General features: G+C 63.9%; 18 protein-coding genes. 12 read left to right on the plus strand and 6 right to left on the minus strand.

What is annotated here, in order from left to right:
• Nucleotides 1-15: 15 nt before the first annotated feature.
• The 4 genes from AB3X89_RS04380 to AB3X89_RS04395 form a co-directional block, all read right to left on the minus strand.
• Nucleotides 16-1800, minus strand: coding sequence for an acyl-CoA dehydrogenase family protein (locus AB3X89_RS04380; protein WP_368582007.1), 1785 nt, complete (start codon nt 1798-1800; stop codon nt 16-18).
• A 17-nt stretch (nt 1801-1817) separates the two neighbouring features.
• The gene (locus AB3X89_RS04385) at nt 1818-3689 is read right to left on the minus strand and encodes a feruloyl-CoA synthase (protein ID WP_368582008.1); all 1872 of its coding nucleotides are present in this window, start codon (nt 3687-3689) and stop codon (nt 1818-1820) included.
• A 162-nt stretch (nt 3690-3851) separates the two neighbouring features.
• Nucleotides 3852-5303, minus strand: coding sequence for an aldehyde dehydrogenase (locus tag AB3X89_RS04390; protein ID WP_368582009.1), 1452 nt, complete (start codon nt 5301-5303; stop codon nt 3852-3854).
• 38 nt (nt 5304-5341) lie between these two features.
• Nucleotides 5342-6169, minus strand: coding sequence for a p-hydroxycinnamoyl CoA hydratase/lyase (locus AB3X89_RS04395; protein ID WP_368582010.1), 828 nt, complete (start codon nt 6167-6169; stop codon nt 5342-5344).
• A 175-nt stretch (nt 6170-6344) separates the two neighbouring features.
• Here AB3X89_RS04395 and AB3X89_RS04400 point away from each other — a divergent pair, with 175 nt between their 5' ends.
• Both AB3X89_RS04400 and AB3X89_RS04405 read left to right on the plus strand, forming a co-directional pair.
• Complete coding sequence (locus AB3X89_RS04400; protein ID WP_368582011.1) at nt 6345-6788, plus strand: MarR family winged helix-turn-helix transcriptional regulator; 444 nt, start codon at nt 6345-6347, stop codon at nt 6786-6788.
• Between the two features lie 33 nt (nt 6789-6821).
• Nucleotides 6822-7727: an amidohydrolase family protein gene (locus AB3X89_RS04405; protein WP_368582012.1), complete on the plus strand. Its 906-nt coding sequence runs from the start codon at nt 6822-6824 to the stop codon at nt 7725-7727.
• A gap of 51 nt (nt 7728-7778) precedes the next feature.
• Here AB3X89_RS04405 and mhpT read toward each other — a convergent pair whose 3' ends face one another.
• The gene (gene mhpT, locus AB3X89_RS04410; RefSeq protein ID WP_368582013.1) at nt 7779-9008 is read right to left on the minus strand and encodes a 3-(3-hydroxy-phenyl)propionate transporter MhpT; all 1230 of its coding nucleotides are present in this window, start codon (nt 9006-9008) and stop codon (nt 7779-7781) included.
• A gap of 223 nt (nt 9009-9231) precedes the next feature.
• Between mhpT and AB3X89_RS04415 the strand changes: the two genes are divergently transcribed.
• The 3 genes from AB3X89_RS04415 (at nt 9232) to AB3X89_RS04425 (ending at nt 10993) form a co-directional block, all read left to right on the plus strand.
• Nucleotides 9232-9717, plus strand: a complete 486-nt coding sequence (locus tag AB3X89_RS04415) for a MarR family winged helix-turn-helix transcriptional regulator (protein ID WP_368582014.1) — start codon at nt 9232-9234, stop codon at nt 9715-9717.
• A 230-nt stretch (nt 9718-9947) separates the two neighbouring features.
• Nucleotides 9948-10526, plus strand: coding sequence for a DJ-1/PfpI family protein (locus tag AB3X89_RS04420; protein WP_018437407.1), 579 nt, complete (start codon nt 9948-9950; stop codon nt 10524-10526).
• Between the two features lie 128 nt (nt 10527-10654).
• A complete protein-coding gene (locus AB3X89_RS04425; RefSeq protein WP_368582015.1) occupies nt 10655-10993 on the plus strand; it encodes a ribbon-helix-helix domain-containing protein in 339 nt (112 codons plus the stop codon).
• 50 nt (nt 10994-11043) lie between these two features.
• On the opposite strand, the gene AB3X89_RS04430 is transcribed toward AB3X89_RS04425, so the two are convergent.
• Nucleotides 11044-12282, minus strand: coding sequence for an MFS transporter (locus AB3X89_RS04430; RefSeq protein WP_368582016.1), 1239 nt, complete (start codon nt 12280-12282; stop codon nt 11044-11046).
• A gap of 374 nt (nt 12283-12656) precedes the next feature.
• Here AB3X89_RS04430 and AB3X89_RS04435 point away from each other — a divergent pair, with 374 nt between their 5' ends.
• The 7 genes from AB3X89_RS04435 to AB3X89_RS04465 all read left to right on the plus strand — a co-directional run bounded on the left by AB3X89_RS04435 (nt 12657) and on the right by AB3X89_RS04465 (nt 23994).
• Nucleotides 12657-13001 carry a hypothetical protein gene (locus tag AB3X89_RS04435; RefSeq protein WP_368582018.1) on the plus strand — a complete coding sequence of 115 codons (345 nt, stop codon included), beginning with the start codon at nt 12657-12659 and terminating at the stop codon, nt 12999-13001.
• Nucleotides 13002-13824: 823 nt separating this feature from the next.
• Nucleotides 13825-16371, plus strand: coding sequence for a phosphoenolpyruvate--protein phosphotransferase (ptsP, locus tag AB3X89_RS04440; RefSeq protein WP_368582019.1), 2547 nt, complete (start codon nt 13825-13827; stop codon nt 16369-16371).
• A gap of 22 nt (nt 16372-16393) precedes the next feature.
• A complete protein-coding gene (gene ptsG, locus AB3X89_RS04445) occupies nt 16394-18187 on the plus strand; it encodes a PTS glucose transporter subunit IIBC (RefSeq protein WP_368582020.1) in 1794 nt (597 codons plus the stop codon).
• Between the two features lie 25 nt (nt 18188-18212).
• Entirely contained in the window at nt 18213-19802 is a 1590-nt protein-coding gene (locus tag AB3X89_RS04450; protein WP_368582021.1) for an aspartate:alanine exchanger family transporter, read from the plus strand.
• A gap of 111 nt (nt 19803-19913) precedes the next feature.
• On the plus strand, nt 19914-21218 hold the full coding sequence (locus AB3X89_RS04455; RefSeq protein ID WP_368582022.1) for a cytochrome c: 1305 nt from the start codon (nt 19914-19916) through the stop codon (nt 21216-21218).
• A complete protein-coding gene (locus AB3X89_RS04460) occupies nt 21215-21697 on the plus strand; it encodes a (2Fe-2S)-binding protein (RefSeq protein WP_368582023.1) in 483 nt (160 codons plus the stop codon). Before AB3X89_RS04455 ends, AB3X89_RS04460 begins: the two co-directional genes overlap by 4 nt.
• Nucleotides 21698-21780: 83 nt before the next feature.
• Complete coding sequence (locus AB3X89_RS04465; RefSeq protein WP_368582219.1) at nt 21781-23994, plus strand: molybdopterin cofactor-binding domain-containing protein; 2214 nt, start codon at nt 21781-21783, stop codon at nt 23992-23994.
• Nucleotides 23995-24048: the final 54 nt, after the last annotated feature.

Here is a 24048-nt window from a genome sequence, read left to right on the forward strand (position 1 = left end):
AGCTGCCGCTGACTCTCAAACGTGGGGCAGCGTTGCCTCGCAACCGGCTTCAACGAGGCTGCGGCGATAATCGAAGGACGCGAGCGGGTAGTCGAAGAAGAAGCGGCCCGTGTCGCGCTTCTCCACGTAGAACGCTTCGGCCTCGCATTGCGGCGTCGCAATTCGCAGCGTGCGCGCCCACGCGAACGCCAGCAGCATCCAGCCAAGCATCGCGAGATAGTCGTCCGCGACACGGTAGGCCGTCTCCGGGTCTTGCGCATGGCGTGCCTTGATCGCCTGCGTCGTGTTCCCGACTATCTCCGCGAGCTCTTCGAGCTTCGCGCCCGCGGAACGAACCAGCGGATCGGACTCCTGGCACAACCGCGCTTCGGCGCGCACGTGACGAAGCAGCACATCGAGGGCCCCCGCCCCGTCCGGCAGCACCTTCCGAACCAGCAGATCGATCGCCTGAATCTCGTTGGTGCCTTCGTACAACATCGACACGCGGCTATCGCGCAACGTCTGTTCGATGCCGTACTCGTGGATGTATCCGTAGCCGCCGAACACCTGCAACGCCTTCGATGCGGCGTCGAAACCATTGGCCGTAAAGAACGCCTTCGCAACCGGCGTGAGCAGCGATGCGAGCTGTGCCGCGCGTTCCCGCTCGGTCGCATCGGCATGATGCGCGGCGATGTCGAGCCAATGCGCGGTCCAGTAGCCGATCGCGCGCTCGCCTTCGACGATCGCTCGCAGCTCCAGCAGAATCCGCCGCATGGCCGGATGAAACGCAATCGGCGCAGCCTGCCCCGCCGCGACGCTCGCGCCGGGCGGCACGCTGACCGTGCGCATCTGCGCGCGTTCCTGCGCGTAAGCATGCGCGCGTTGCCATGCGGTATGCGCATGCCCGAGGCCTTGCATCGCAACCTGCAGGCGTGCCGCATTCATCATCACGAACAGGCAGGCGAGGCCGCGATGCGGCTCACCGACGAGCCAGCCGAATGCGCGCTCGAAGCGCATCGTGCAAGTCGGGCTGCCCTTCAGGCCCATTTTCTTTTCGATGCCTTCGCAATGGACACCATTGCGCGAGCGCCCACCACCGGCGTCGTCAAGCCATTCCGGCACGACGAACAGCGACAACCCTTTGGTACCGGATGGCGCATCGGGCAAACGGGCGAGCACCAGATGAACGATGTTCTCCGTCAGATCGTGCGCGCCGCCGCTGATGAAGATCTTGCTGCCGTCGATGAAATATCCGTCGGTGCCCGGCGCTTCTGCCGCGCGCGAACGGATCAGGCCGACATCGCTGCCGGCCTGGGGCTCGGTCAGACACATCGTCGATAGCCACTCGCCACTCGCGACTTTCGGCAGCAATTCCGCTTTCACGCGTTCGCTGCCATGCGTCTGCAAGCATGCCGTCGCGCCGTGCGTGAGCCCAGGCGACATCAGCCACGCATGATTGGCGCCCGCGAGCATCTCCTGAAGTGCGACGTCGAGAAGCTGCGGCAGGCCCTGTCCGCCGTGCCCGGTGTCGAGCGACAGCGTCGGCCAACCCGCTTCGACGAACTCCGCGTAGGACTCGCGAAAGCCCGCGGGCGTCGTGACCCTGCCTGCGTCGAAACGACATCCTTCAAGATCCGCGCTCGCGTTCAGTGGCGCGATGCGCTCCTCGACGAAGCGCGCCGCTTCTTCCAGCACCTGCTGCGCCGTCTGCGAGTCGAGATCCTGCCAGTCGGGCACTTCACGCCACCACGACCCGGCATCGAGCCACTCGTCCATTACGAAGCGCATGTCGCGCAGCGGCGCCTGATAAGTCAACGTCATTTCTTCCCGTCCCCGGACTAGCTGCCTTTGCGCGCATGGATCACCGTCGCGTCGGCTGCGTCGGCTTCGTGCATGGCTTCGACGAGCGCCGCGCGGTGCTGGAGCACGGCGCGCTGATTGATCGAGCCTTTGTCGGTGATCTCGCCGAGGTCGAGCGACGGCGGCACGCTCAGCAGGTGCATGCGGGCAATGAACGACGCACTGCCCGTCGCACTCCGATTCAGCCGCGCAATGAGTTCGCTGAAGAAATCGCGCACGGCGGCCGTGTTGAGCACCTCCTCCGCGCTCGCATCCGCGGGCGAACCCGCCAATGCGCGACACGCGTCGAGGCGCGGAAAAATCATCACGCCGACTTCGTCACGATTCATCCCCGTGATGACGGCATCCTGAACGTAGGGCGCTCCTTCGCTGATGATGCGCGCGCGCATCGGCCCAACGCTGACGAAGGTTCCCGAGGCCAGCTTGAAGTCTTCCGCGATGCGGCCATCGAACATCAGGCCCAGTTCGGGACGTTGCGGGTCGACGAAACGCACGGCGTCGCCGGTACGGTAGTAGCCTTCGTCGTCGAACACGCTGCTTTGCAGCGCGGGCGACGCGCGCCAGTAACCGCTCATCACGTGAGGGCCGCGAAAGCGCGCTTCGAACTTGCCATCGACGGGCGCGATCTTGGCCTGGCACCCCGGCGGCGGCAAGCCGATATAGCCGGCGCACGATATCGGTCCCGTCGTGAACAGACACGACGGCGCGGTCTCGGTCATGCCGAGCCCGGCCATGATGCGGATGCGTTCTCCGCAATGTTCGAGCGTCACGCGCTCGAGACGCTCCCACGCCGCCTGCGACAGACCGGCGCCCGCGAAGAAATACATCTTCACGCGCGAGAAAAACCGCTCGCGCAGCACCGCATCCTTTTCCAGCGCGATGGTCAGTTCTTCCCAACCCTTCGGCACGTTGAAGTAGATGGTCGGCGCGATCTCACGCAGATTGCGCAGCGTCTCGTCAAACTTGCCGGCCACGGGTTTGCCGTCGTCGATATAGAGGGTGCCCCCGTTGTACAGAACGATGCCGACGTTGTGGCTGCCGCCGAACGTGTGATTCCACGGCAGCCAGTCGACGAGGACCGGCGGCTCGATGCCGAACTGCGGAAAGGTTTCGAGCAACATCTGCTGGTTTGCGCCCAGCATGCGATGCGTGGTCGGCACGGCTTTCGGCAGGTTCGTCGAGCCGGACGTGAACAGGAACTTCGCAATCGTGTCGCCATTCACGCGCGCATTGGCCGCGTCGACGTCGCGCGGGACCGTGTCGAGCAATGCGTCGAAGCGCGTCGCGTTTGGCGCGGGCGCCGCGCTGACACGTTCGACTTCGCTACCCAGCGCGGCATCGAGCGCCGTCGTATATGCGCCGATATCGTCCGCGTAGACCAGACCCGGTTTGAGCAGTTCCAGGACATGGCGCAGCTTTCCGTAATCGCCCGACATCAGCGAATAGGCCGGCGACACCGGTGCATAAGCGATACCCGCCCACATCGCGCCGAGTGCGAGCTGCATATGTTCGACGCTGTTGCCCGACAGGATCACCAACGGGCGGTCCGCGCTGAGATCGCGGTCGAGCAGCGCCTGCCCGATCGCACGCGCGCGCTCGAGCATTTGCGCATAGGTGATGCCTTGCCACGCGCCATTGGCATCGCGTCGTGCGACGAGCAGCCGGTCGGGATGCGCGCGTGCGCCGCTCAGCAAGCGGTCGGTAAAACGCTCCGGAAACGGGCCCAGAGGTTCAAGTGACTCGAGGTACCAGCAGTCGCCGCGTTTCTCGATCCGCGAGGAAGGCGCTCCGATGGCGACGCTCCGGTATCCGGTCGCCAGAGAGCTTGCGTGGCTGTGCTCCGATTCCAAAACCTGTCTCCTATGTCGACCAGAGTTAGCGCTTTAGCGCTTACTCTGGTCCCATGCGATCTATCGCGGTCGACCAGAGTTAGCGCTTTAACGCTTACTCTGGTCCCATGTTGGTTGTATCGCTTTTCCTATCCGTAGGGCATTGCGGCCGTGATCCGACGCCTAGATCGGATAGTGACGCGGGCTCGTCTGCACCGTGATCCAGCGCAACTCGGTGAACTCCGGGATCGACGCCTTGCTGCCGAAGCGCCCATAACCGCTTGCCTTCACGCCGCCGAACGGCATCTGCGCCTCGTCGTGCACGGTCGGGCCGTTGATGTGGCAGATGCCCGATTCGATGCGTTTCGCGACGTTCATCGCGCGTCCGATATCGCGGCTGAACACGGCCGCCGACAATCCATACTCGCTGTCGTTGGCGACCGTCAGCGCCTCTTTGTCGCCGTCCACGCGCTGCACCGTCACCACCGGGCCGAACGATTCGTCGGCATAGAGCTTCATCTCGCGAGTGACGTTCTCGACGATCACCGGCTGCATGATCGCGCCGTTCACCTCGCAACCGAGCGGCAGCTTCGCGCCCTTTTCGCGGGCATCTTCGACGAGCGCGCGAATGCGCCGCGCGGCCGCTTCGCTCTCCAGCGTGCCGAGAATCGAGCCCGGTTGGGTCGGATCGCCTGCCTTCAGCGTGCGCGCTTTCGCGACGAGCTTCTCGACGAACGCATCGGCAACCTTGCGATCGACGATCACGCGTTCCGTCGACATGCAGATCTGCCCTTGATTGAAGAACGCGCCGAACGCGATACCCTCGACGGCAGCGTCGAGGTCCGCGTCGTCTAGCACGAGCACCGGCGCTTTGCCGCCCAGTTCGAGCAGCGCGGGTTTCAGATGGCGCGCCGACAGCTCCGCGACGATGCGCCCGACTCGCGTCGACCCGGTGAAATTCACGCGCTTCACGGCGGGATTCGCGACCAGTCGCTCGACGATCACGGGTGCATCTTCCGGCGCATGCGTGAGCACGTTGACGACGCCTTCGCCGAGACCCGCGTCGTTCAGCACTTCGCCGATCAGCGCATGCACGCCGGGACAGCCTTCCGACGCCTTCAGCACGACCGTATTGCCACACGCGAGCGGCATCGCGAGTGCACGCGTCGCGAGAATCACGGGCGCGTTCCACGGCGCCATGCCGAGCACGACGCCGCACGGCTGACGCACGGCCATCGCGAGGCTGCCAGGCACGTCCGAAGGAATCACCGCGCCGTCGATCTGCGTCGTCATCGCCGCGGCTTCGCGCAGCATGTTGGCCGCGAGCATCACGTTAAAGCCGTACCAGTTGGCCATCGCACCCGTTTCGGCCGCGCCGATCGCGATGAACTCGGGCGTGCGCGCGTCCATGCGGTCGGCGGCGGCGAGCAGGCGTTTGCGGCGCTCAGTAGGCGTGAGCGCCGCCCATGCCGGGAACGCGCGCGCCGCGGCGGCGACGGCCGCATCGGCGTCCTCGACGGTGGCCGCCGCGGCGCGGGTGGCCACTGCGCCCGTCGCGGGATTGATACGCTCGAAAGTCTTGCCGTTCGACGCGGCACGTTTCGCGCCGCCAATCAACAGGTTCGTTTGATGCATATGTTCGTCTCCTCAGTCGTAGCGCTGAAGTGCGCCGCTTAGCGCTTGTAGCTCTGCAAGCCCGGCTTGATGCTCTTGTCGTCGAGGAACTGCTTCAGGCCCTGTTCGCGGCCGCCTTCCGGATCGCGATAATTCGCCTGGTCGAGCTTCGCGTACAGGTAGTCTTCGTTCTGCTCCCACGTGAGTTCGCGCGAGCGCTTGAAGCCATGCTTGGCGTTGCGCAGCACGACCGGGTTCTTGTTCAGCAGTTTCGCCGCGAGCGCGATCGTTTCGTCACGCAGTTGCGCGAGCGGCACGCTCTTGTTGACGAGACCCATCTTCGCGGCTTGCGGACCCGTGAAGGTGTCGCCCGTCATGATGTAGTACAGCGCTTCACGATGCCCGACAGTATCGGCCATCGCCTTGCTCACGAGGTTGCCCGGCGGAATGCCCCAGTTGATTTCGGACAGGCCGAACACGGCTTCGTCCGCGGCGATCGCCAGATCGCAGGCGACCAGCGGCGAGAAACCGCCGCCGAAGCACCAGCCGTTGACCATCGCGATGGTCGGCTTCGAGTACATGCGCAGCAATTGCCATTGCCAGCGGCTCGCGTCGCGGCGAATCCGCTCCTGCAGCACGTCCGGACCCGCGTCCACTTCGCGGAAATATTCCTTCAGGTCCATGCCGGCCGTCCACGCGCTGCCTTCGCCCGTCAGCACGAGAACCTGGGCTTCGGCGTCGAGTTCGAGCGTTTCGAGAACGTCGATCATTTCCTTGTTCAGCGTCGGGCTCATCGCATTGCGCTTTTCCGGACGATTGAACGTGACCCAGGCGATTCCGCCTTCCACCGCGACCTTGACCGTTTTCCAGCGTCCTTCGTAACTCATCTGCATCTCCGTATCAATGCCGCCCTCGCGGCCTGAGTGCAATTTAATATCAGGCGACCTGATAAGTAAAGTACAATGTAGAGGTCTTGGTAAAAACCCCTAACCGCCTATGCCGACGATCAAGAGAAAGCCGTCAGGGTCCGAAATCACGCCAGGCGCCACGGCGCGGCGCAGCGTGCGCGATCGAAGACATGCTGCCGCTCCGGTGCGTCTGACCTACCTGGCCGGGCAGCTCGACAAGATCCTCACGCGGCAGCTTTCCGAAGCGCTTGCGTCGCATGGTCTGACGTTGCCGCAATACACGGCGCTGTCGGTGCTGCGGGCGCGCGCGCGTTCATCGAACGCGCAGCTCGCGCAGCGCTCGTTGATCACGCCGCAAGCGGCCAGCGCGGTCGTCAAATCGATGGAAGCGAACGGATTGGTCACGCGTGTCGCCGATCCGTTCAACCGTCGAGTCGGGCTGCTGTCGCTGACGCGGGCCGGCGAAATATTGCTGGCTCAGTGCGACGGTGCCGCCGACAGGATCGAGCAATCGATGCTAGGCGAAATCGATGAACACGGTTCACAGATGCTGAAACACCTGCTGTTGACGTGCGTGCGCAATCTTCGCGCAGCCTGACGCATCAGCCTTGATTACACATAGGAGACGCCATTGAACATCGATCAACTGAAGGCCATCGACACTCACGTGCATGCCGAGGTGTCGTGCTGCCAACCGCCAGACCTGTTTGCAAAAGAATTCGACGAAGCCGCCGACAAGTACTTCGGCACCGTGCTCAAACAAGGGCGCCGCCCGACCATTCCCGAAACGATCGAGCACTATCGGGAGCGCAAGATCGGCTTCGTGATGTTTACCGTCGACTGCGAATCGAACATCGGGCGCCGTCGCATTTCGAACGAAGAGGTCGCGGAGTTCGCGCAGAACAACTCCGACATCATGATCGCGTTCGCCAGCATCGATCCGCATAAAGGCAAGTTCGGCGCGCGAGAAGCACGGCGGCTCATCGACGAGCACGGCGTGCGCGGTTTCAAGTTTCACCCTACGATGCAGGGCTTCTTCGCCAACGACCGCATGGCGTACCCGCTATACGAAGTGATCGCCGAGTACGGGCTGCCGGCGGTTTTTCACAGCGGACATTCGGGCATGGGCTCGGGCATGCGCGGCGGCGGCGGCTTGCGTCTCAAGTATTCGGAGCCGATCTACCTCGACGATGTCGCCGCCGATTTTCCCGACATGAAGATCGTGATCGCGCATCCGTCCTGGCCGTGGCAGGAGCAGGCGCTGTCGATCGCGCTGCATAAGCCGAACGTGTATATCGATCTGTCGGGCTGGTCGCCGAAGTACTTTTCGCCCGAGCTGGTCAAGTATGCGAATACGCTGTTGCGCAACAAGGTGCTGTTCGCGTCCGACTTCCCGCTGATCCGCCCCGACCGCTGGCTGGAGGACTTCGACACGCTCGACATCAAGCCCGAAGTGAAGCCGCTCGTTCTGAAAGAGAATGCGGTCAGCTTGCTCGGCTTGCGGGCCGACGCATTACGAATCGCGAATGACGCATGAAAAATGGCCCGGCGCGAAAGCGCCGGGCCATCTCGGTCCATCAACGAATACTTAGCGTTTCGCAGTGTTGGAGCGAATGACGAGCAATGCCGTAATCGCCGCGATGATGGTCACCGGCACGCTCGCGCCGATAACGAGGGCCGAGCTCTTTCCCATCGACAGCAATTGCCCTGCGGCAGCGGGGCCGACGATCGAACCGACGCGTCCCACCGCCACCGCGGCGCCGACGCCCGTACCTCGCACACTGGTCGGATAGCTCGCGGCGGACAGCGCATACAGCATCGACTGCGCGCCGACGACGCCCATGCCGGCAAACAGCACGGCAACGGATAACGTCTCGATGCTGGCGACCTGCGAAAGCGCGATCAATGCACCGACGATGCACGCATAGACTGCCGTGACTGACAGGCCTTGTCTGAACCGGTCCATCAGCACACCGATGCCGAGCACGCCGATCACGCTGCCGACGTTGAAAAAGATCTGCGCGATCCCAGCCTGCGAACGACTCATGCCGCGCCCGACGGTCAACGAAGGCAACCAGTTCAGCAGGAAGTAAAGAACGATCAGCGTGCAGAAGAAGCTGATCCAGATACCGATCGTCGCCGCGGCGCGCCCCTCGCCGAACAGGACTGCGCGCGTCGAAAGCAGCGGTTTGTCCGCTTTGGTCGATTCCCGCGACTCGGCGGCGAATTCGCGCGACTCAGGCAGCAACGCGATCAGCAGCGGAATGATGATCAGCGGTCCGACTCCGCCCACGTAGAAGATATGGCGCCACGCAGTAGCACCCGCGCTCAGCACGGCGATCAATGCCGCAAGCGCGCCGCCGACCGGCATGCCGCAATACATGACGCTGACCGCCGTGTTGCGGTGACGCGGATCGACCGCCTCGGAAGACAACGCGATCAGGTTCGGCATCGCGCCGCCGAGCCCGATACCCGTCAGCAGGCGAGCAATCAGCAGACTTTCGAAGCTCCAGACCTGCGCGGTCGCAATCGAGAAGATGCCGAATACCGCCATCGAGATCATTAGAACGCGCTTGCGGCCGATTCTGTCGGCGAGTCTGCCGCCGATCATCGCGCCCGGCAAAAGCCCCAACATCCCGGCGCTGAAAGCGAGCCCCAACTGGCCGACCGACAAGCCGAACTCGTGCGCCATCCGAGGCGCCGCAACGCCGGTGGACTGCAGGTCGATACCCTCCAGCACCGCCACGAGAAAGCACAATGCCAACGTTAGTGCAGTACTGGAGCCCACGGCACTGGACCGATTAGCAACACTTGACATGAAGTCTCCTTGACCTTTGATTGAATTACCGGTGGCAAGCTACGCTTTGTCGTTCGACGAAGCGGCCATGGGAAGGAGAAGATTTCCGACAATGATCTTTGCGTCACTTATCAGAACCCCTTCCATAGCACCCCCGGAATTGACGATGAGTCTAGTCTCAGGATGCCTGATATTGAAAGTAGAATATGATATGCCTGGTAGAAACACCTAAGGCAACGTGATAATGATCAAGACAATGGAGAAGCGGCGAACGCCCCTTGCCAAACAGGCCGGTTCAACGAAAACCGGTGCCCCACCAGCCCGCGTTTCCTACGTGGTCGGCCAACTGGACCGCCTGCTCAAACGCAGTTTGATCGATGTGCTGGGTGAATTCGGGCTGACCTTGCCTCAATTCACCGCGCTCTCCGTGATCAGCGCCAGCGGCGCGATGACCAACGCAAAACTCGCCGAACGCTCGTTCATCACGCCGCAGTCGGCCAACGAAGTTGTCAAGACCATGGAGGCCAACGGTTGGGTCGGACGCGCTGGACATCCTACGCACGGCCGGCTGATTCATCTGTTTCTGACCGACGAAGGTCGCCGGGTACTGAAGGAATGCGATGCGGCGATCGACACGCTCGAAGCGTCCATGCTGGACGGAGTCACGGAAATCCCGGTCGATACGCTGCGCAAGGTGCTGCAGCGATGTGTGTCGAATCTGCGTGGTTGAGTAGACCTTTCGAATGACGAAAGAGTCGCGCTCGAATCGAGCGCGACTCTTTTTCTTTCGCCTGAGGGCTGAAGTGCGTTCAGCTCGGTGAAATCCCTGGTCGGCATTTAGCCGCTTATTACCCCGCTCACTGCGTCGATCGCTATATTGCTTGTCAACGGCCGCTTTGCGCATACCGCGATAGCGCGTCCGCCTCGCCTTTCCCAACCCGATTCGAGAGGACACGAAGCATGTCGAAGCGCATTCTTATCATCGCCGGTGATTTCGTCGAAGACTATGAGCTGATGGTGCCGTTTCAGGCACTGGGGGCAGTCGGTCATAAGGTGGACGTCGTTGCGCCCGACAAGCGCGCAGGCGACGCGATTCGCACCGCGATCCACGACTTCGAAGGCGATCAGACCTACACCGAAAAGCGCGGACATAACTTCACGCTGAACACCGATTTCGCATCGGTCGACCCCGCGCAATATGACGCGCTGCTCGTGCCCGGCGGCCGCGCCCCCGAGTATCTGCGGCTCAACGACAAGGTGATCGGCTGGGTGCGCCAATTCGCCGAAGCGAAGAAACCGATCGCCGCGGTCTGCCACGGCGCGCAACTGCTGGCTGCGGCGGGCGTGATCGAAGGCCGGCGCATCTCCGCGTATCCGGCCTGCGCGCCCGAGGTGAAGCTGGCGGGCGCGGAGTACGTGGCGCTCGACTGGCCCGACGCGATCACCGACGAGAACTTCGTCACCGCGCCCGCATGGACTTCGCACGTGAACTGGATCGCGCAATTCCTTGCGCTGCTCGGCACGCGCATCGCGCATTGAAGGAGCGCAGGACCGAAGCGCGGCATCGCGGGCGAGCAGCCGTGTTACGCTCGATCACGACGGCATGAGCGACCGCGCCGCGCGCTTCGCGTCCTGCGACGTCATCACTTGCGAGAAAGGCTGACCGTATGTGCAACGTCTATGTCAACGCTGATCCGATCCACTACGAGTCGCGTACGCGCGCGCTACGCATTCACGGCGTCGTGACCACCGTGAGGCTCGAAAATCTCTTCTGGGACGTGCTCCAGGAAATCGCCAGCCGCGAGGACGTGACGACGACCCAGTTCGTCGTGAAGCTTCACGACGAACTGATCGCATTGCGCGGCGAAGAGCCGTTGAATTTCGCGTCGTTTCTGCGCGTGTGCTGTTTGCGCTATCTGTCGACGAGCGCTGCCCGCAACGAGGCCGCTGGCGACGTGCAACTCAACGCGCCGTTTCAACCCAGAATCGTGAAGACGGCTGGGTGACGGAGTCGTCGCTCGCCTGGCGAGCCTCGCGCCGTATCTGTTCCGTTGCGTCAGTCAACCGACGCATCGCACGCGCACTCAAGAGAAGACGCAGCGGCCGGTCCCTCCAGCACGGCAAGCCGTTGCAGTGTGACGAGACCGAGTAGCGCGAGTCCAAGTCCCAACGTGAAGTCGGCGTGAATTCCCGCCCGGTCGACAATAGTGCCTCCCACTGCCGAGCCCGCCGCAATCGCCACCTGGATGATGCTCACGAACATAGCCGACCCCGCTTCGGGCAGGTCCGTCGTGCTGCGCTGAATCCATACGCTAAAGCAAAGCGGCAGCGCTCCGAACGCGATTCCCCACAGCAGCATCCCCGCAGTCTCGCCGATCGACGAATGCTCGAGCAGCAACATCGACGACATCGCGCCCAATAGCAGCAGAACCATCGCGGCGACGGATTTCTTCAGATGGTCCGAAATCACCATCGACGCCAACGCATTCGAGAAGAAACCGATCAGACCGAATCCGAACAGCAACAGCGTGATGGCGCTCAACGAGAAGTCGTGTTCGAGCAGCGGAGCGATGTACGTGTAGGTCGAGAAATGCGCGCCGAAGACGAGCGCGACCATCACCATGCTCAACCTCGTATGCGGCCGGCGAAGCAGCGTTTTGAAATCGGCGATCCGCAACGCCGATGCCGACGGCAACGATGGCACGAGGAACGCCTGCGCCAGCAACGCGAGCGACACGAGCCCCGCGGTCGCGGCGAACGCCATCCGCCACGATGCAAACGACGCGATGAACGTACCGAGCGGCACGCCGATCACGGTTGCGCAGGTCACGCCGGTCAGAATGGTCGCGGTTGCTTTGGCGGCATCCTTTGCCTGCACGAGTCGAGGAGCCGCCGCCGTCGCCAGAGTCCAGAAGCCACCCAGCGCGCCGCCGAGCAGAGCTCGTCCTACCAGCATGATCGCGAGGTTCGGTGCGATCGCGCACACGACGTTCGCGATCAACAGTACCGCGGTGAGGAGCAGGAAAACGTACCGGCGGTCCATGCGGCCCGCGCTGACGATCAGCGTCGGCGCCAGTATTGCGGCCATTACGCCGGGCGTGGTGACCATCAGACCAGCGACACCAGTCGACACGCCGAGGTCGTGTGCGATCTGTGGCAACAGACCGACGGGCAAAAACTCGGCCGTGACGAACGCGAACGCGCTTACCGCAACGGCGATGACGGATAGCCATTGACCTGCGGACGTTGAATTCCCTTGCAGGGACGCAGAAGTCGTAGGTGTATCGATTTGCATGATGACCCTGATGCCAGATTGAAGCCTGACACTTTAGGCGTGGTCTCACGTTGGAAAAAGAGTCGTCCGATGAAAAGACTAGAAGGTGTGGCTGAACAATGCGCGGGCGGCGATATCCGCTAACGGCCGAAACGACCGCGTAGCCTCTTTCATATGCGCCAGCAGGAAAGCGTTCGTCATCAGCGGCGTGGCGCGTTTCGTTGACAGTCTTCCACGATGTTACAAGATCTCGTAAGTCGCGCCGCAGCGCTTGCATCGGGCTGCTAACGCGGTATCGCATTGTTCCCGGCGGCTCGAGGACTTCATTTTTTGCCGTGTCCAATAGGGCTCCGTGAGAGCTATACCGACTGGCCTGATCAGTACCCGGGAGACGGATGGCGATTGATTTGAAAGCGGGAGCCCACGGCAGTTGCACGCTTCATACGCGGCACGAATATCGCGGCAGCACGTCCAGCGACGTGGTGCGCACCGGCCGCCAGCTCATTGCCTCAGCAAGTTCATGGGAGCTCACGCGCGACGCGAGCCAACTAGCCCCGCTCGCCAGGTTCATGACTAAACGGCATGTCTGCGCCCTGAAGGCACCTCAAAGCTCACTTGGCACCCCGCGCCAGCGTAACAACTCCGTTTTGCTCGGTATGGACCTGATCAAGAAATTCAACACATTCCACGACTGGTATTTGATGGGCATCTCAACGGACCGTGAGGCACGGCATCGTTGAGCTTGCCCTGATGTTCGACAACAGGAAAGACCGCGTTCGCGTTCGATTCAACGGCGCAACGCGCTGCCTTGCAAACGATTCCTCATTCAGAACATCATTTATGAAGTAAAGACACTGACGGATTTCCAGTCCCCGGATTATCAACGCGCGCTCGATGCGCTCGAAAAATCGTATTTCGGGAAAGAAAACCGCCCCAATATGCCGATTGCATCCGTCAGCGCCTCATTGGGCGCGGAATTGCTTATCGAGTTCGACACGGTGAATGCGGTTGCAGACGAAGCAGACGCCGCCGCTTCGCTAAGCGTATAAAACACCGAAGTAAAACTGCGCCACACGCCAATCAATAAATTGCAGCGCCCGTGTCCTGCCGCAAATTCGGAAAACTCAGGAGATCCATTTCGGAAATCGTCTCGTCTTGCAATCTGCGCTCAGTAACATATGCTCTCTTTCAGAGCGCTTTCCGGGTCCTTTTTCCGGAACCACGGTGCGTGCGGTCGCCCACTGGCGAGAGGCGGCCGACATACGCAAACAGCGCGGCAACCCTCCTGAAAGCCGACAGGTCACGCACAAACGAAATCAGGCTGCCGAGGCTTTCCGGTGAGAACAATCGCATCGAGGGGTAAGCAGCAGTTTGCGCATACGGGCGACGTGCGCGACCTTGTTGGTTCCAAGTTCCTGTCACCGAGCTTTTGTAACGTGCGCCGCTCACAAGTGGGTGAGCGGCGTAACCGGCAATGGTGCCGACCGCACGTATGAATGTCGCGCTCACGCGGCTCGAGTCGAACCACCGCGGGCGAGCGTCAATGTACAAGGAGTCTTGGCGATGAAAGCTCCTCAGCGTCCCCAGCGCATCGAGTTGATGGCGCCACTGTCGGGCGTACTGGTTCCTCTCGACAGCGTGCCCGATCCGGTCTTCGCGCAGAAGATGGTCGGCGATGGCATATCGATCGATCCGACCTCGGATGAACTGCTATCGCCGCTTGCCGGCAAGGTCACGCAACTCCATAGCTCGTGCCACGCGACAACGATCACCGGCGACAACGGTCTGCAGGTGCTGCTGCATATCGGGCTCGACACCGTGTTGCTGCGCGGCGAGGGCTTCATGCCGTTGGTCCAGGAAGGCGACACCGTCGCGGCGGGCACGCCGCTGATCCGCTTCGACCCGATCGTGGTCGGCGCAAAAGCAACCAGTCTGCTCACGCAAATGGTCATCGCCAACGGCGATCTCGTCACGCGCTACGTTCCCGCGAAAGGGCTCGTCGTCGCCGGCACCGACGTCGCGCTGTACGTCGAACTGGTCGGCAGCATCGAGAACAAGGATACGGCCAGCGCCACCGGCGCGACCCTCTCCGGCGAGATCACGCTGCCGAATCCGGCGGGCCTGCATGCGCGGCCCGCGGCAGTCGTCGCGGTCGAGGCGAAGAAATTCAAGTCCGAGATCCGACTGCTGCGCGGCGACGCCAGCGCAAATGCCAAGTCCGTCGTCGCGCTCATGGGGCTCGCAACGAAGTTCGGCGACAAGCTGCGCGTCGAGGCCCGCGGTCCCGACGCGGCGGAGGCGGCCAGCGCCGTCGCGCGACTGCTTGCCGAGGGATCGGGCGAAAAGCCCGGCGACGCGCCCGCACCCGCGGCGGCCGCGCCGACCGCACCGGCTGCGCCAGTGCCGGCACCGAGCGAGGCGGCTCCCGCCGACGCCAACGAATTCATCGGCGTCTCCGCTTCGCCTGGGCTTTCGGTCGGCAAAATCGTGCAGTTCCGCCAGCAAGTGATCGAGGTGAACGAAGCAGGCGAATCGCCGCAACGCGAACGGGCGCAACTCGAAGCGGCGCAGCATCAAGCACGTCAGCAGATCGAGGGGCTGAAGGCGACGCTCACCGATCCGTCGAAAGCGCAGATTCTCGACGCGCATCTCGAACTGCTGGACGACCCCGACCTGAACGATGCCGCCATCAGCAGCATCAGCACGGGAAAAGGCGCGGGGTTCGCATGGCGCGAAGCGTTCCAGAACCAGGCAAGCATGCTGGAAAAGCTCGACAATCCGCTGCTGCGCGAACGCGCCGGCGATATCCGCGACGTCGGCCGCCGTGTGCTCGCGCTGCTCGCCGGCGTGAAGCAGGCGCAGATCGACGTGCCGGAAGAGTCGATCCTGATCGCCGAGGAACTCTCGCCGTCCGACACCACGTCGCTCGATCGCAGCAAGGTGCTCGGCTTTTGCACGACGACCGGCGGCGCGACGAGTCACGTCGCGATCCTCGCGCGCTCGCTCGGCATCCCGGCGATTTGCGGTATCGACGCGCGCGCACTGCAACTCGCCGACGGCACGCCCGTCGTGCTCGACGGTTCGCGCGGCAGCTTGCGGCGCAATCCGAGCACCGAGGAACTGGAGAAGGCGCGCGAACGCATCAGGCGTCAGGCCGCCAAACGCGAAGACGAAAAGCTCGCGGCAACCAAACTCGCAATGACGGCGGATGGCCACCGCGTCGAAGTCGTCGCGAACATCCGCAATGCGCAGGAAGCGCGCGACGCGGTAGCTGGCGGTGCGGAAGGCGTGGGACTGTTGCGCTCCGAGTTCCTGTTCGACGCGCGCGACACCGCGCCAACCGAAGACGAACAGGCCACCGAATATTGCGCGGTCGCGGAAGCGCTCGGCCGCGAGCGCACGCTCGTGGTCCGCACGCTCGACGTCGGCGGCGACAAACCGCTGTCGTATATGCCGCTGCCGAAGGAAGACAATCCGTTTCTCGGCCTGCGCGGTGTGCGCGTGAGCCTCGAGCGTCCCGACATCTTCCGCACCCAACTGCGCGCGATTCTGCGCGCGGCGCCGCTCGGCAATCTGCACGTGATGTTCCCGATGATCACGACGGTTGAGGAAGTGCGTGCGGCGCGCAAGATCCTGCTCGAAGAAGCCGGCGATCGCGCGGCGAGCGTGAAAGTGGGCGTCATGATCGAAGTCCCGGCGGCCGCGCTGATCGCCGAGCCGCTCGCACGCGAAGTCGACTTCTTCTCCATCGGCACGAACGACCTCACGCAATACACGCTCGCGATGGACCGGGGCCATCCGCAACTCGCGAAGCAGGCCGACGCACTGCACCCGGCGGTGTTGCGTCTGATCGGCATGACGGTCGACGGTGCGCATCAGCACGGCAAATGGGTCGGCATTTGCGGCGGCATCGCGTCGGATGCGATGGCGGTGCCGGTGCTCGTCGGCCTTGGCATCGACGAGCTATCGGTGAGCATTCCGGCAGTGGGTTCGATCAAGGCCCAGCTGGCCCGCATCACGACCGACGAAGCAAAGAAACTCGCCGCCGAGGTGCTGCGTCTGGGCACCGCCGCGGAAGTCCGCGCGCATCTGTCGCGCTTTGCCGACTGAGCCGATCAACAGGAGATCAGCCATGTTCTCGCATGCGTTTGGAGTCTTGCAGAAGATCGGCAAATCGCTGATGCTGCCCGTCGCCGTGCTGCCGGTGGCCGGCCTGCTGCTCGGTCTCGGCGCCACCGACTTCCACGGCTACGTGCCGACCGTCGTGCTCGCGCTGATGAAGAACGCGGGCGACGTGATCTTCGCGAACCTGCCGCTGATCTTCGCGATCGGCGTCGCGCTCGGCTTCACCGAGAACGATGGCGTGTCGGGCATCGCCGCAACGATCGGGTATCTGGTGATGACGGCCACGCTGGGTGTGATCGCCAAGATAGAGGGCATCGAAACCGACACGATCATGGGCATACCGTCGATCCAGACCGGCGTGTTCGGCGGCATCCTCGCCGGTGGTCTTGCGGCCTGGATGTTCAACCGCTACTACCGGATCACGTTGCCGCCGTATCTCGGCTTCTTCGCCGGCAAGCGCTTCGTGCCCATCGTGACCGCGATCGGCTCGATCGTGCTCGGCGCGATCCTGTCCTTCGTGTGGCCGCCAATAGGCAGCGCAATCAAAGCCTTTTCACACTGGGCAGCGGTTTCTGACCCGCGCACCGCCGCGACGGTCTACGGTTTCGTCGAACGTCTGCTGATTCCATTCGGTCTGCATCACATCTGGAACGTGCCATTCTTCTTCGAAATGGGCAGCTTCGTCGACCCGACCACCGGCAAGGAGGTTCACGGCGACATCACCCGCTATTTCGCGGGCGATCCCACCGCCGGGATTCTTGCGGGCGCGTTCCTGTTCAAGATGTTCGGCCTGCCGGCCGCCGCGATCGCGATCTGGCATTGCGCGAAGCCGGAGAAGAAGGTCGCTGTTGGCGGCATGATGGTTTCGGCCGCGCTGACTTCTTTCCTCACCGGCATCACCGAGCCGATCGAATTCGCGTTCCTGTTCGTCGCGCCGGTGCTGTACCTGATTCACGCATGCCTCGCGGCGTCGGCACAGTTCGTGGCGAACACCCTTGGCATGCGCATGGGCTTCACATTCTCGCAAGGCGGCATCGATTTTCTGATGTTCAATCTGATCGGGGGAAAGGCCACGCACGCCTGGTACGTTTTCATTCTCGGTCCAATTTACGCGGTGATCTATTACGGCGTGTTCCGCTTCGTCATCACGCGCTTCAACCTCAAGACACCTGGCCGCGAGGACGATACGGCAGATACCGTGGCGGTCGCCGCGAGCGGCACGGGCGGACGCTCGCGCGAACTCGTGCTCGCCTTTGGCGGCCGCTCCAATATCACCAGTCTCGACGCTTGCATCACGCGGCTGCGCATCTCCGTGAAGGACCCGGCGCGCGTCGACGAACACAAGCTCAAAGCGCTCGGTGCGGCGGGTGTGGTGCGCGTGGGCAACGGCGTGCAGGCGATCTTCGGGCCGTTGTCGGAGAACATGAAAACCGACATGCAGGACTATCTGAAGACAGCGGGCGCCGAAGCGGATCTGCCAGCGGAAGGCGCGGCCGATGCGCAAGGCGCGGCAGCGGCGACTGCCGCGGCTCCAGCGGCCGTGGCCGCCTCGGCGCAACACTCGCCGCAGGAAACGGAGCGCGCGGAAAAGATTCGTGCGGCGCTGGGCGGCGCGGCCAACATCGTGAAGCTCGACGCGCTGGCGGCCACGCGGTTGCGTGTCGAGCTATCGGATGCGTCGCGCATCGACGCGGCCGGCTTGAAAGCGGCGGGCGTGCTCGCCACGCAAGCGTTGAAGAACGGTGCAGTCGATCTGATCGTAGGTCTCGGCTCGGGCAACCTCGCAGGCGCAATGCGATAGGAGCGACGCGTACATGGGGGACGGCATGGAAGCAGTCAGAACTTTCCTCGAAACTCAGCCGCTGCTCGCGCTTTTTCTGACCATTGCGCTCGGCTACCTGGTCGGCGAAATCACTATCAAGGGCGTGGCTCTGGGCTCGGGGGCCGTGCTTTTCGTTGGATTGGGGCTCGGCGCGTTCGCGCCGAAATCCGCGCCGCCGGCGTTGCTGGGCACGCTCGGTCTGCTGCTGTTTCTGTATGGCATCGGCATTCAGTACGGCGCGCAGTTTTTTCGCGGACTCACCAGCCGGGACGGCATGAAGGCCAACGCGGCCGCATGTGTGGGCGTGATCGCTTCGGGTCTGGTGGCGTGCGCCCTGATCCACTTCGGCATCACGCTCGCCGATGCGCTCGGCATGTTCGCGGGCAGCGGCACCAGCACGGCGAGCCTGCAGGTTGCCATCGCATCGATGAAAAGCAGCAATGCCGCCGTGGCTTATAGCGTCACCTATCCGTTCGGCGTGGCCGGGCCGATCCTGTTCCTCTATGTGCTGAACGCAGCCCTCAAAGCCAAAATACCGAAGCCTACCGCGAAGGTGCTGGAGACCGCTGAAATCGCGCTGCGCAATGCCAGTCTCTTCGGTCTCACGCTGGCGGAGCTTTCGAGCCGCTTGCCTGCCGGCGTGGTGATCGCGGCCGTGCGGCGAGCGCATCACAATCAGCTGCCCAGCGACGACTTCAGGCTGCGCGCCGACGACGTGCTCCTCGCGACCGCCACCGAGCGCCGCCCACTCGACGAAGCCACCGCGCTATGCGGCGAGCTGCAGCCAGGGCGTATTTCGAGTCATCGGGAAGACCTGGACTATCTGCGCGTGTTCGCATCGAGTCCGTCGGTGGTCGGCACGGCGCTCGGCAACTTGCGCTTTCCGGATGGCGTGACCTGCGCGGTCGCGCACGTGCGGCGCGGCGACGCCGATCTGCTGTCGACGCCGGACCTCATCCTCGAAGCGGGCGACCGCGTCGGCCTGCTCGTCAGTAACGCGCATCGCGCGAGGGTCCGTGCGTTCTTCGGCGATTCGATCAAGGGCACGGCCGAGCTGAGTTTCATCTGTCTGGGCATCGGCGCGGCAGCGGGGCTGCTGGTCGGCGCGATCCCGTTGCGCGCGCCCGGTCTCGGCGCGTTCAGCCTGGGTCTCGCGGCGTTGCTACTGGTCGCGCTGTGCCTCGGCAAGGTGCGCCGCAGCGGACCTTTCGTGTGGGTGATGCCGCTCTCCGCAAATCTCGTGCTACGCAATATCGGGCTGACGATTTTTCTCGCCCAGGTAGGCCTGTCTTGCGGACCGAAGTTCGTTGCGACCGTTGGCACCGCCGGACCGGTGCTGCTGCTTTATGGCGTGATCACGCTGCTGGTGCTCGTCGGTGTCACGGCTGTGTGCTGCCTGTGGATCTTTAGACTGTCTTTCGATACGTCGGTCGGCGTGATCTGCGGCGCGACCGGCAATCCCGCGATTCTCGCCTTCGCCAACCGCATCGCGCCGACGGATCAGCCCGACGTCATGTACGCGATGATTTTTCCGTCGATGACCATCGTCAAGGTGCTGTTCGTGCAGATCGCTATCGCGGTCGCTGCTGGCTAGACGAAGCCGCTATCGCGACCCGCCGCTATCGGGAACGCCGCTTGCGTGACTCGCAGACGCGCGATGCATTCCGCAACGACGATGCGCGGACGGTTCGGCGATGGAGGCCAGATGAAAGGACGGGTGGCAAGTGCGGGCGTGGCCGTTGTTCTGGTCGCCCTCATGGCCGCGTACGGCCCCACTGCGCATGCGCGGGAGCCCGCGCCCGGCGACGTCACCGCGCCCATCGCGGCCGACAGCGATACCGCGGCCGCGGCGCGCGGCGCGAAGCTCGCGGCCATTGGCAATTGCGTCACGTGCCACACCGCGACGGAGGGCCAGCCCCTCGCGGGCGGACTGCCGCTGAAAACTCCTTTTGGCATCGTTTACTCGACCAACATCACCCCGGACAACGAAACCGGCATCGGAGGCTGGACGCTCGACGCGTTCGAACGTGCGATGCGGCGCGGCGTGTCCAGCGACGGACATCTGCTCTACCCCGCGTTCCCGTATCCCCACTTCACGCACCTGAGCGATGCCGATATCGGCTCGCTGTATGCATGGCTGATGAGCCGTGCTCCCGTCAAAGCGCCTGCGCCGCATAACGAGCTGATCTTCCCGCTCGGCTTCAGGCCCCTCATCGCCGTGTGGAATCTTTTTTACCTGCATACCGGTAGCGAAGCCGCACCGTTGCCGAGCGAAGCGCCGGACCTCGCACGCGGGCGTTACCTGGTCGAAAGCCTCGGTCATTGCGGTGCATGCCACACGCCGCTCGACCACCTCGGCGCAGAGCGTCGCGACCATGCGCTGCAAGGCGGCACGATCGACGGATGGGACGCGCCCGCGCTGACGGACCTCGCTTCACGCCCGACGCCCTGGACGCAGGCACAACTCGTGGGCTATCTGCGCACGGGCCTCGCCAGCGCCCATGGCGCGGCAGCCGGTCCGATGCGCCCCGTCACGCGCACGCTCGCCGACGCATCCGCCTCCGACGTAGAGGCGATAGCCGCGTATCTGCTGGCGTTGCCATCCGGGGGGCGAGGCGTGCCGGAGCATCCGGTCGCCTCCCCCTCCGCTACCTCGATGCCCGTGTCCCCCTCGCCCGGCGGCGGCGCGAATCTGTTCGCCGCGGCCTGCGCATCGTGCCATGCCGAAGGCGCGCCGATGTCGAACGGGGGCGCTCTACCGTCCCTGTCTCTTTCCACGGCCGTCAACGCCGACAGCCCTCGCAACATGGTCCGTTTCATCCTCGATGGCATCGACTGGGACGAAAGCGATAGCGCGCCCTTCATGCCATCATTTGCCAACACCTTCACGGATGAGCAGATAGCGGAGCTCGCCAACTACACGCGCGAACGCTTCACCGCACGCGACGCGTGGCCCACGCTCGACGCCCGCGCAGTCGCGCAATTTCGCAAGGACGGCTTGCCACGATGATCACACTCAACGTCAACGGCGTCAGTCATGCGGTCGATGTCGATCCGTCCACGCCGCTGCTCTACGTGCTGCGCAACGAATTGCAACTCGACGGCGCGAAGTTCGGCTGCGGTCTCGGTCAATGCGGCTCATGCACGGTCAGCGTCGGCGGCGAACCGGTGTTCTCGTGCCTGATGCCGGTCGTGGCCGTGGGCGAGCGGCCAGTGCGAACCGTCGAAGGCCTCGGCAGCGCGCAACATCCGGGACCACTTCAGCAAGCCTTCATCGACGAGCAGGCCGCGCAATGCGGCTATTGCATCGCCGGCATGATCATGCGAGCGCAAACGCTGCTGGACCGGGTCCCGCACCCAACCGATGAACAGATCCGCCGCTACATGCAGCCGAACCTGTGCCGCTGCGGCACGCACATGCGCATTCTCGCGGCGATCCGGCAAGTCGCGAGCGGTTCGCCGCGTACGGGCCAGGGAGCGCAATCGTGAGCGACGGCCGCTCATTCTCCGCCGCCCACGGCAGCGGCCCGGATGACGCTGCGCGGCGCCGCTTCCTCGTTGGCGGCTCGCTGATGGTGAGCTTCGCGATCGCGCCGGCCATGGCCGCGCTCGCGCAAACCACCACCGAAGCGGGCACCTTCAACGCGAGCGACCCGAAGCTGCCGGGCAGTCTCAAGACCACGCCGTTGCTCGATGCGTGGATCAAGGTCGCCCCCGACGGCCACGTGAGCGTATTCACGGGCAAAGCGGAGCTTGGCACGGGCATTCGCACCGCATTGCTGCAGGTCGCCGCGGAAGAGCTGGACCTCGCGCCTCATGCGATCGAACTGATCACCGCCGACACCACCAGAACGCCGAACGAAGGCTACACCGCCGGCAGTCACACGATGGCCGACAGCGGCACCGCGATCCTCAACGCCGCGGCTCAGGTGCGCGCGCTGCTGGTCGCGAGCGCGGCCTCACAGTTGGGCCTTGACGCGGCGACGCTGACGACACGCGACGGCGCCATCATTGCCGCCGACGGAAGACGCGTGAGCTATGGCGAAGCCGTGAAACACGCGGACCTCCATCAGAACGCCCAGGCCGACGCGCCGAGAAAGCCGCCAACGGCCTACGCGCTGATTGGCCATATGCTGCCGCGCGTCGATATCCCGGGCAAGGTGACGGGCGGCGCGAGCTATGTCCAGGACCTGCGGCTGCCCGGCATGCTACATGCCCGCGTCGTGCGGCCGCCGTCTTATGGCGCGAGCCTCGTTGCATTCGATAGCGGGCGCGTCGAGGCGCTGCCAGGGGTCGTCAAGGTCGTGCGCAACGGCAACTACCTCGCAGTGGCCGCCGACGACGAATGGCGCGCGATCCTCGCGATGCGTGAGCTTGCGCTCGCCGCGCAGTGGCGCTCGGGGCCGCCGCTGCCGGATCCAGCGAACGTCCACGCGTTGCTGATGAGTCTGCCCGCACAGGAAATCGCGGTGGCCGATCACGGCGCGGCGACCGGCGCGGCCGCACCGATGGCGACGCTGCGGGCGCGCTATTCGAGGCCGTATCTGACGCATGGCTCGATTGGGCCATCGTGCGCGGTCGCGCAACTCGACAACGGTGTGATGACCGTTTGGACGCACACGCAAGGCGTCTATCCGCTGCATGCCGGGATCGCCGAAATGCTCGCGATGCCGCCCGGCAAGGTGCGCTGCGTGCATGTGGAAGGTTCGGGCTGCTACGGACACAACGGCGCGGACGATGCCGCGGCCGACGCCGCCCTCATCGCACGCGAGTTGCCTGGCCGCCCGGTGCGCGTGCAATTGATGCGCGAACAGGAACACATGTGGGAACCGTTCGGCCCGGCCATGACAGTCGACGCGAAGGCAACGCTCGATGCGGCAGGCATGATTGCCGACTGGCGTTACGAGCTATGGAGCAATACGCATAACAACCGCATCGAGAATGCCGGCCGCCTGCTGCCCGCGCAGCTCCTTGCGCAGCCGTTCACCCCCGCGCCGCCCAAGCCGATTCCGATGCCGGAAGGCGGAGGCGACCGCAACAGCATTCCGCTCTACCGCGTGCCCAGCCTGCACGTGCAGCATCATTTCGTACCCACGATGCCGATCCGCGTCTCCGCGATGCGTTCGCTCGGCGCGCACATGAACGTGTTCGCGATCGAGAGCTTCATCGACGAGCTCGCCCGAGCCGCGCACGCCGACCCGGTTGCGTTTCGCCTCAAACATCTCGATGATCCGCGCGCCCATGCCGTGATTCGCGCCGTAGCCGATCAATTCGGCTGGCATGCCCGCAGCGCGCTAACGGGCGACGCTAGCCCGCGCTCACACGGCACCGGCTTTGCGTTTGCCCAATACAAGAACCTGATGGCCTACCTTGCCGTCGCGATGGATGTGACGGTGCTGCGCGATACCGGCGAGCTCAGCATCGAGCGCGTCGTCGCGGCCGTCGATTGCGGACAGATCGTGAATCCGGACGGCGTGCGCAATCAGATCGAAGGCGGCATTTTGCAAACCGCGAGCTGGACGCTCTATGAAGAAACTCGATTCGATCCGCAACGCATCACGAGCTATGACTGGAGCACTTATCCGATCATGCGCTTCTCGTCCGTACCCAAACGCGTGGACGTGCTGTTGATCGACCGGCCGGGCTTGCCATTCCTGGGTGTCGGAGAAGCGGCGCAAGGCCCGGCCGCCGCGGCGCTCGCGAACGCGATCGACGACGCGACTGGTGTGCGGATCCGCGACTTGCCGTTGCTCGGGGCGAACGGCAAGAAGATGCTCAAGGCATGAGGCTTTCGCGTTAGCAAACGAACGCGCCGCGCGCGAGCTTCGGCGCGGCGCCGG

This window comes from Paraburkholderia sp. BR14320 (genome assembly GCF_040948665.1).
Taxonomy (GTDB): Bacteria; Pseudomonadota; Gammaproteobacteria; order Burkholderiales; family Burkholderiaceae; genus Paraburkholderia; species Paraburkholderia youngii.

What these genes read in the sequence shown, in the direction of transcription:
- AB3X89_RS04380 (WP_368582007.1), bottom strand. Translation starts at nt 1,800, where the DNA reads ATGACGTTGACTTATCAGGCGCCGCTGCGCGACATGCGCTTCGTAATG.
- AB3X89_RS04390 (WP_368582009.1), bottom strand. Translation starts at nt 5,303, where the DNA reads ATGCATCAAACGAACCTGTTGATTGGCGGCGCGAAACGTGCCGCGTCG.
- AB3X89_RS04395 (WP_368582010.1), bottom strand. Translation starts at nt 6,169, where the DNA reads ATGAGTTACGAAGGACGCTGGAAAACGGTCAAGGTCGCGGTGGAAGGC.
- mhpT (WP_368582013.1), bottom strand. Translation starts at nt 9,008, where the DNA reads ATGTCAAGTGTTGCTAATCGGTCCAGTGCCGTGGGCTCCAGTACTGCA.
- AB3X89_RS04415 (WP_368582014.1), top strand. Translation starts at nt 9,232, where the DNA reads ATGATCAAGACAATGGAGAAGCGGCGAACGCCCCTTGCCAAACAGGCC.
- AB3X89_RS04420 (WP_018437407.1), top strand. Translation starts at nt 9,948, where the DNA reads ATGTCGAAGCGCATTCTTATCATCGCCGGTGATTTCGTCGAAGACTAT.
- AB3X89_RS04425 (WP_368582015.1), top strand. Translation starts at nt 10,655, where the DNA reads ATGTGCAACGTCTATGTCAACGCTGATCCGATCCACTACGAGTCGCGT.
- AB3X89_RS04430 (WP_368582016.1), bottom strand. Translation starts at nt 12,282, where the DNA reads ATGCAAATCGATACACCTACGACTTCTGCGTCCCTGCAAGGGAATTCA.
- AB3X89_RS04435 (WP_368582018.1), top strand. Translation starts at nt 12,657, where the DNA reads ATGGCGATTGATTTGAAAGCGGGAGCCCACGGCAGTTGCACGCTTCAT.
- ptsP (WP_368582019.1), top strand. Translation starts at nt 13,825, where the DNA reads ATGAAAGCTCCTCAGCGTCCCCAGCGCATCGAGTTGATGGCGCCACTG.
- ptsG (WP_368582020.1), top strand. Translation starts at nt 16,394, where the DNA reads ATGTTCTCGCATGCGTTTGGAGTCTTGCAGAAGATCGGCAAATCGCTG.
- AB3X89_RS04450 (WP_368582021.1), top strand. Translation starts at nt 18,213, where the DNA reads ATGGAAGCAGTCAGAACTTTCCTCGAAACTCAGCCGCTGCTCGCGCTT.
- AB3X89_RS04455 (WP_368582022.1), top strand. Translation starts at nt 19,914, where the DNA reads ATGAAAGGACGGGTGGCAAGTGCGGGCGTGGCCGTTGTTCTGGTCGCC.
- AB3X89_RS04460 (WP_368582023.1), top strand. Translation starts at nt 21,215, where the DNA reads ATGATCACACTCAACGTCAACGGCGTCAGTCATGCGGTCGATGTCGAT.
- AB3X89_RS04465 (WP_368582219.1), top strand. Translation starts at nt 21,781, where the DNA reads ATGGTGAGCTTCGCGATCGCGCCGGCCATGGCCGCGCTCGCGCAAACC.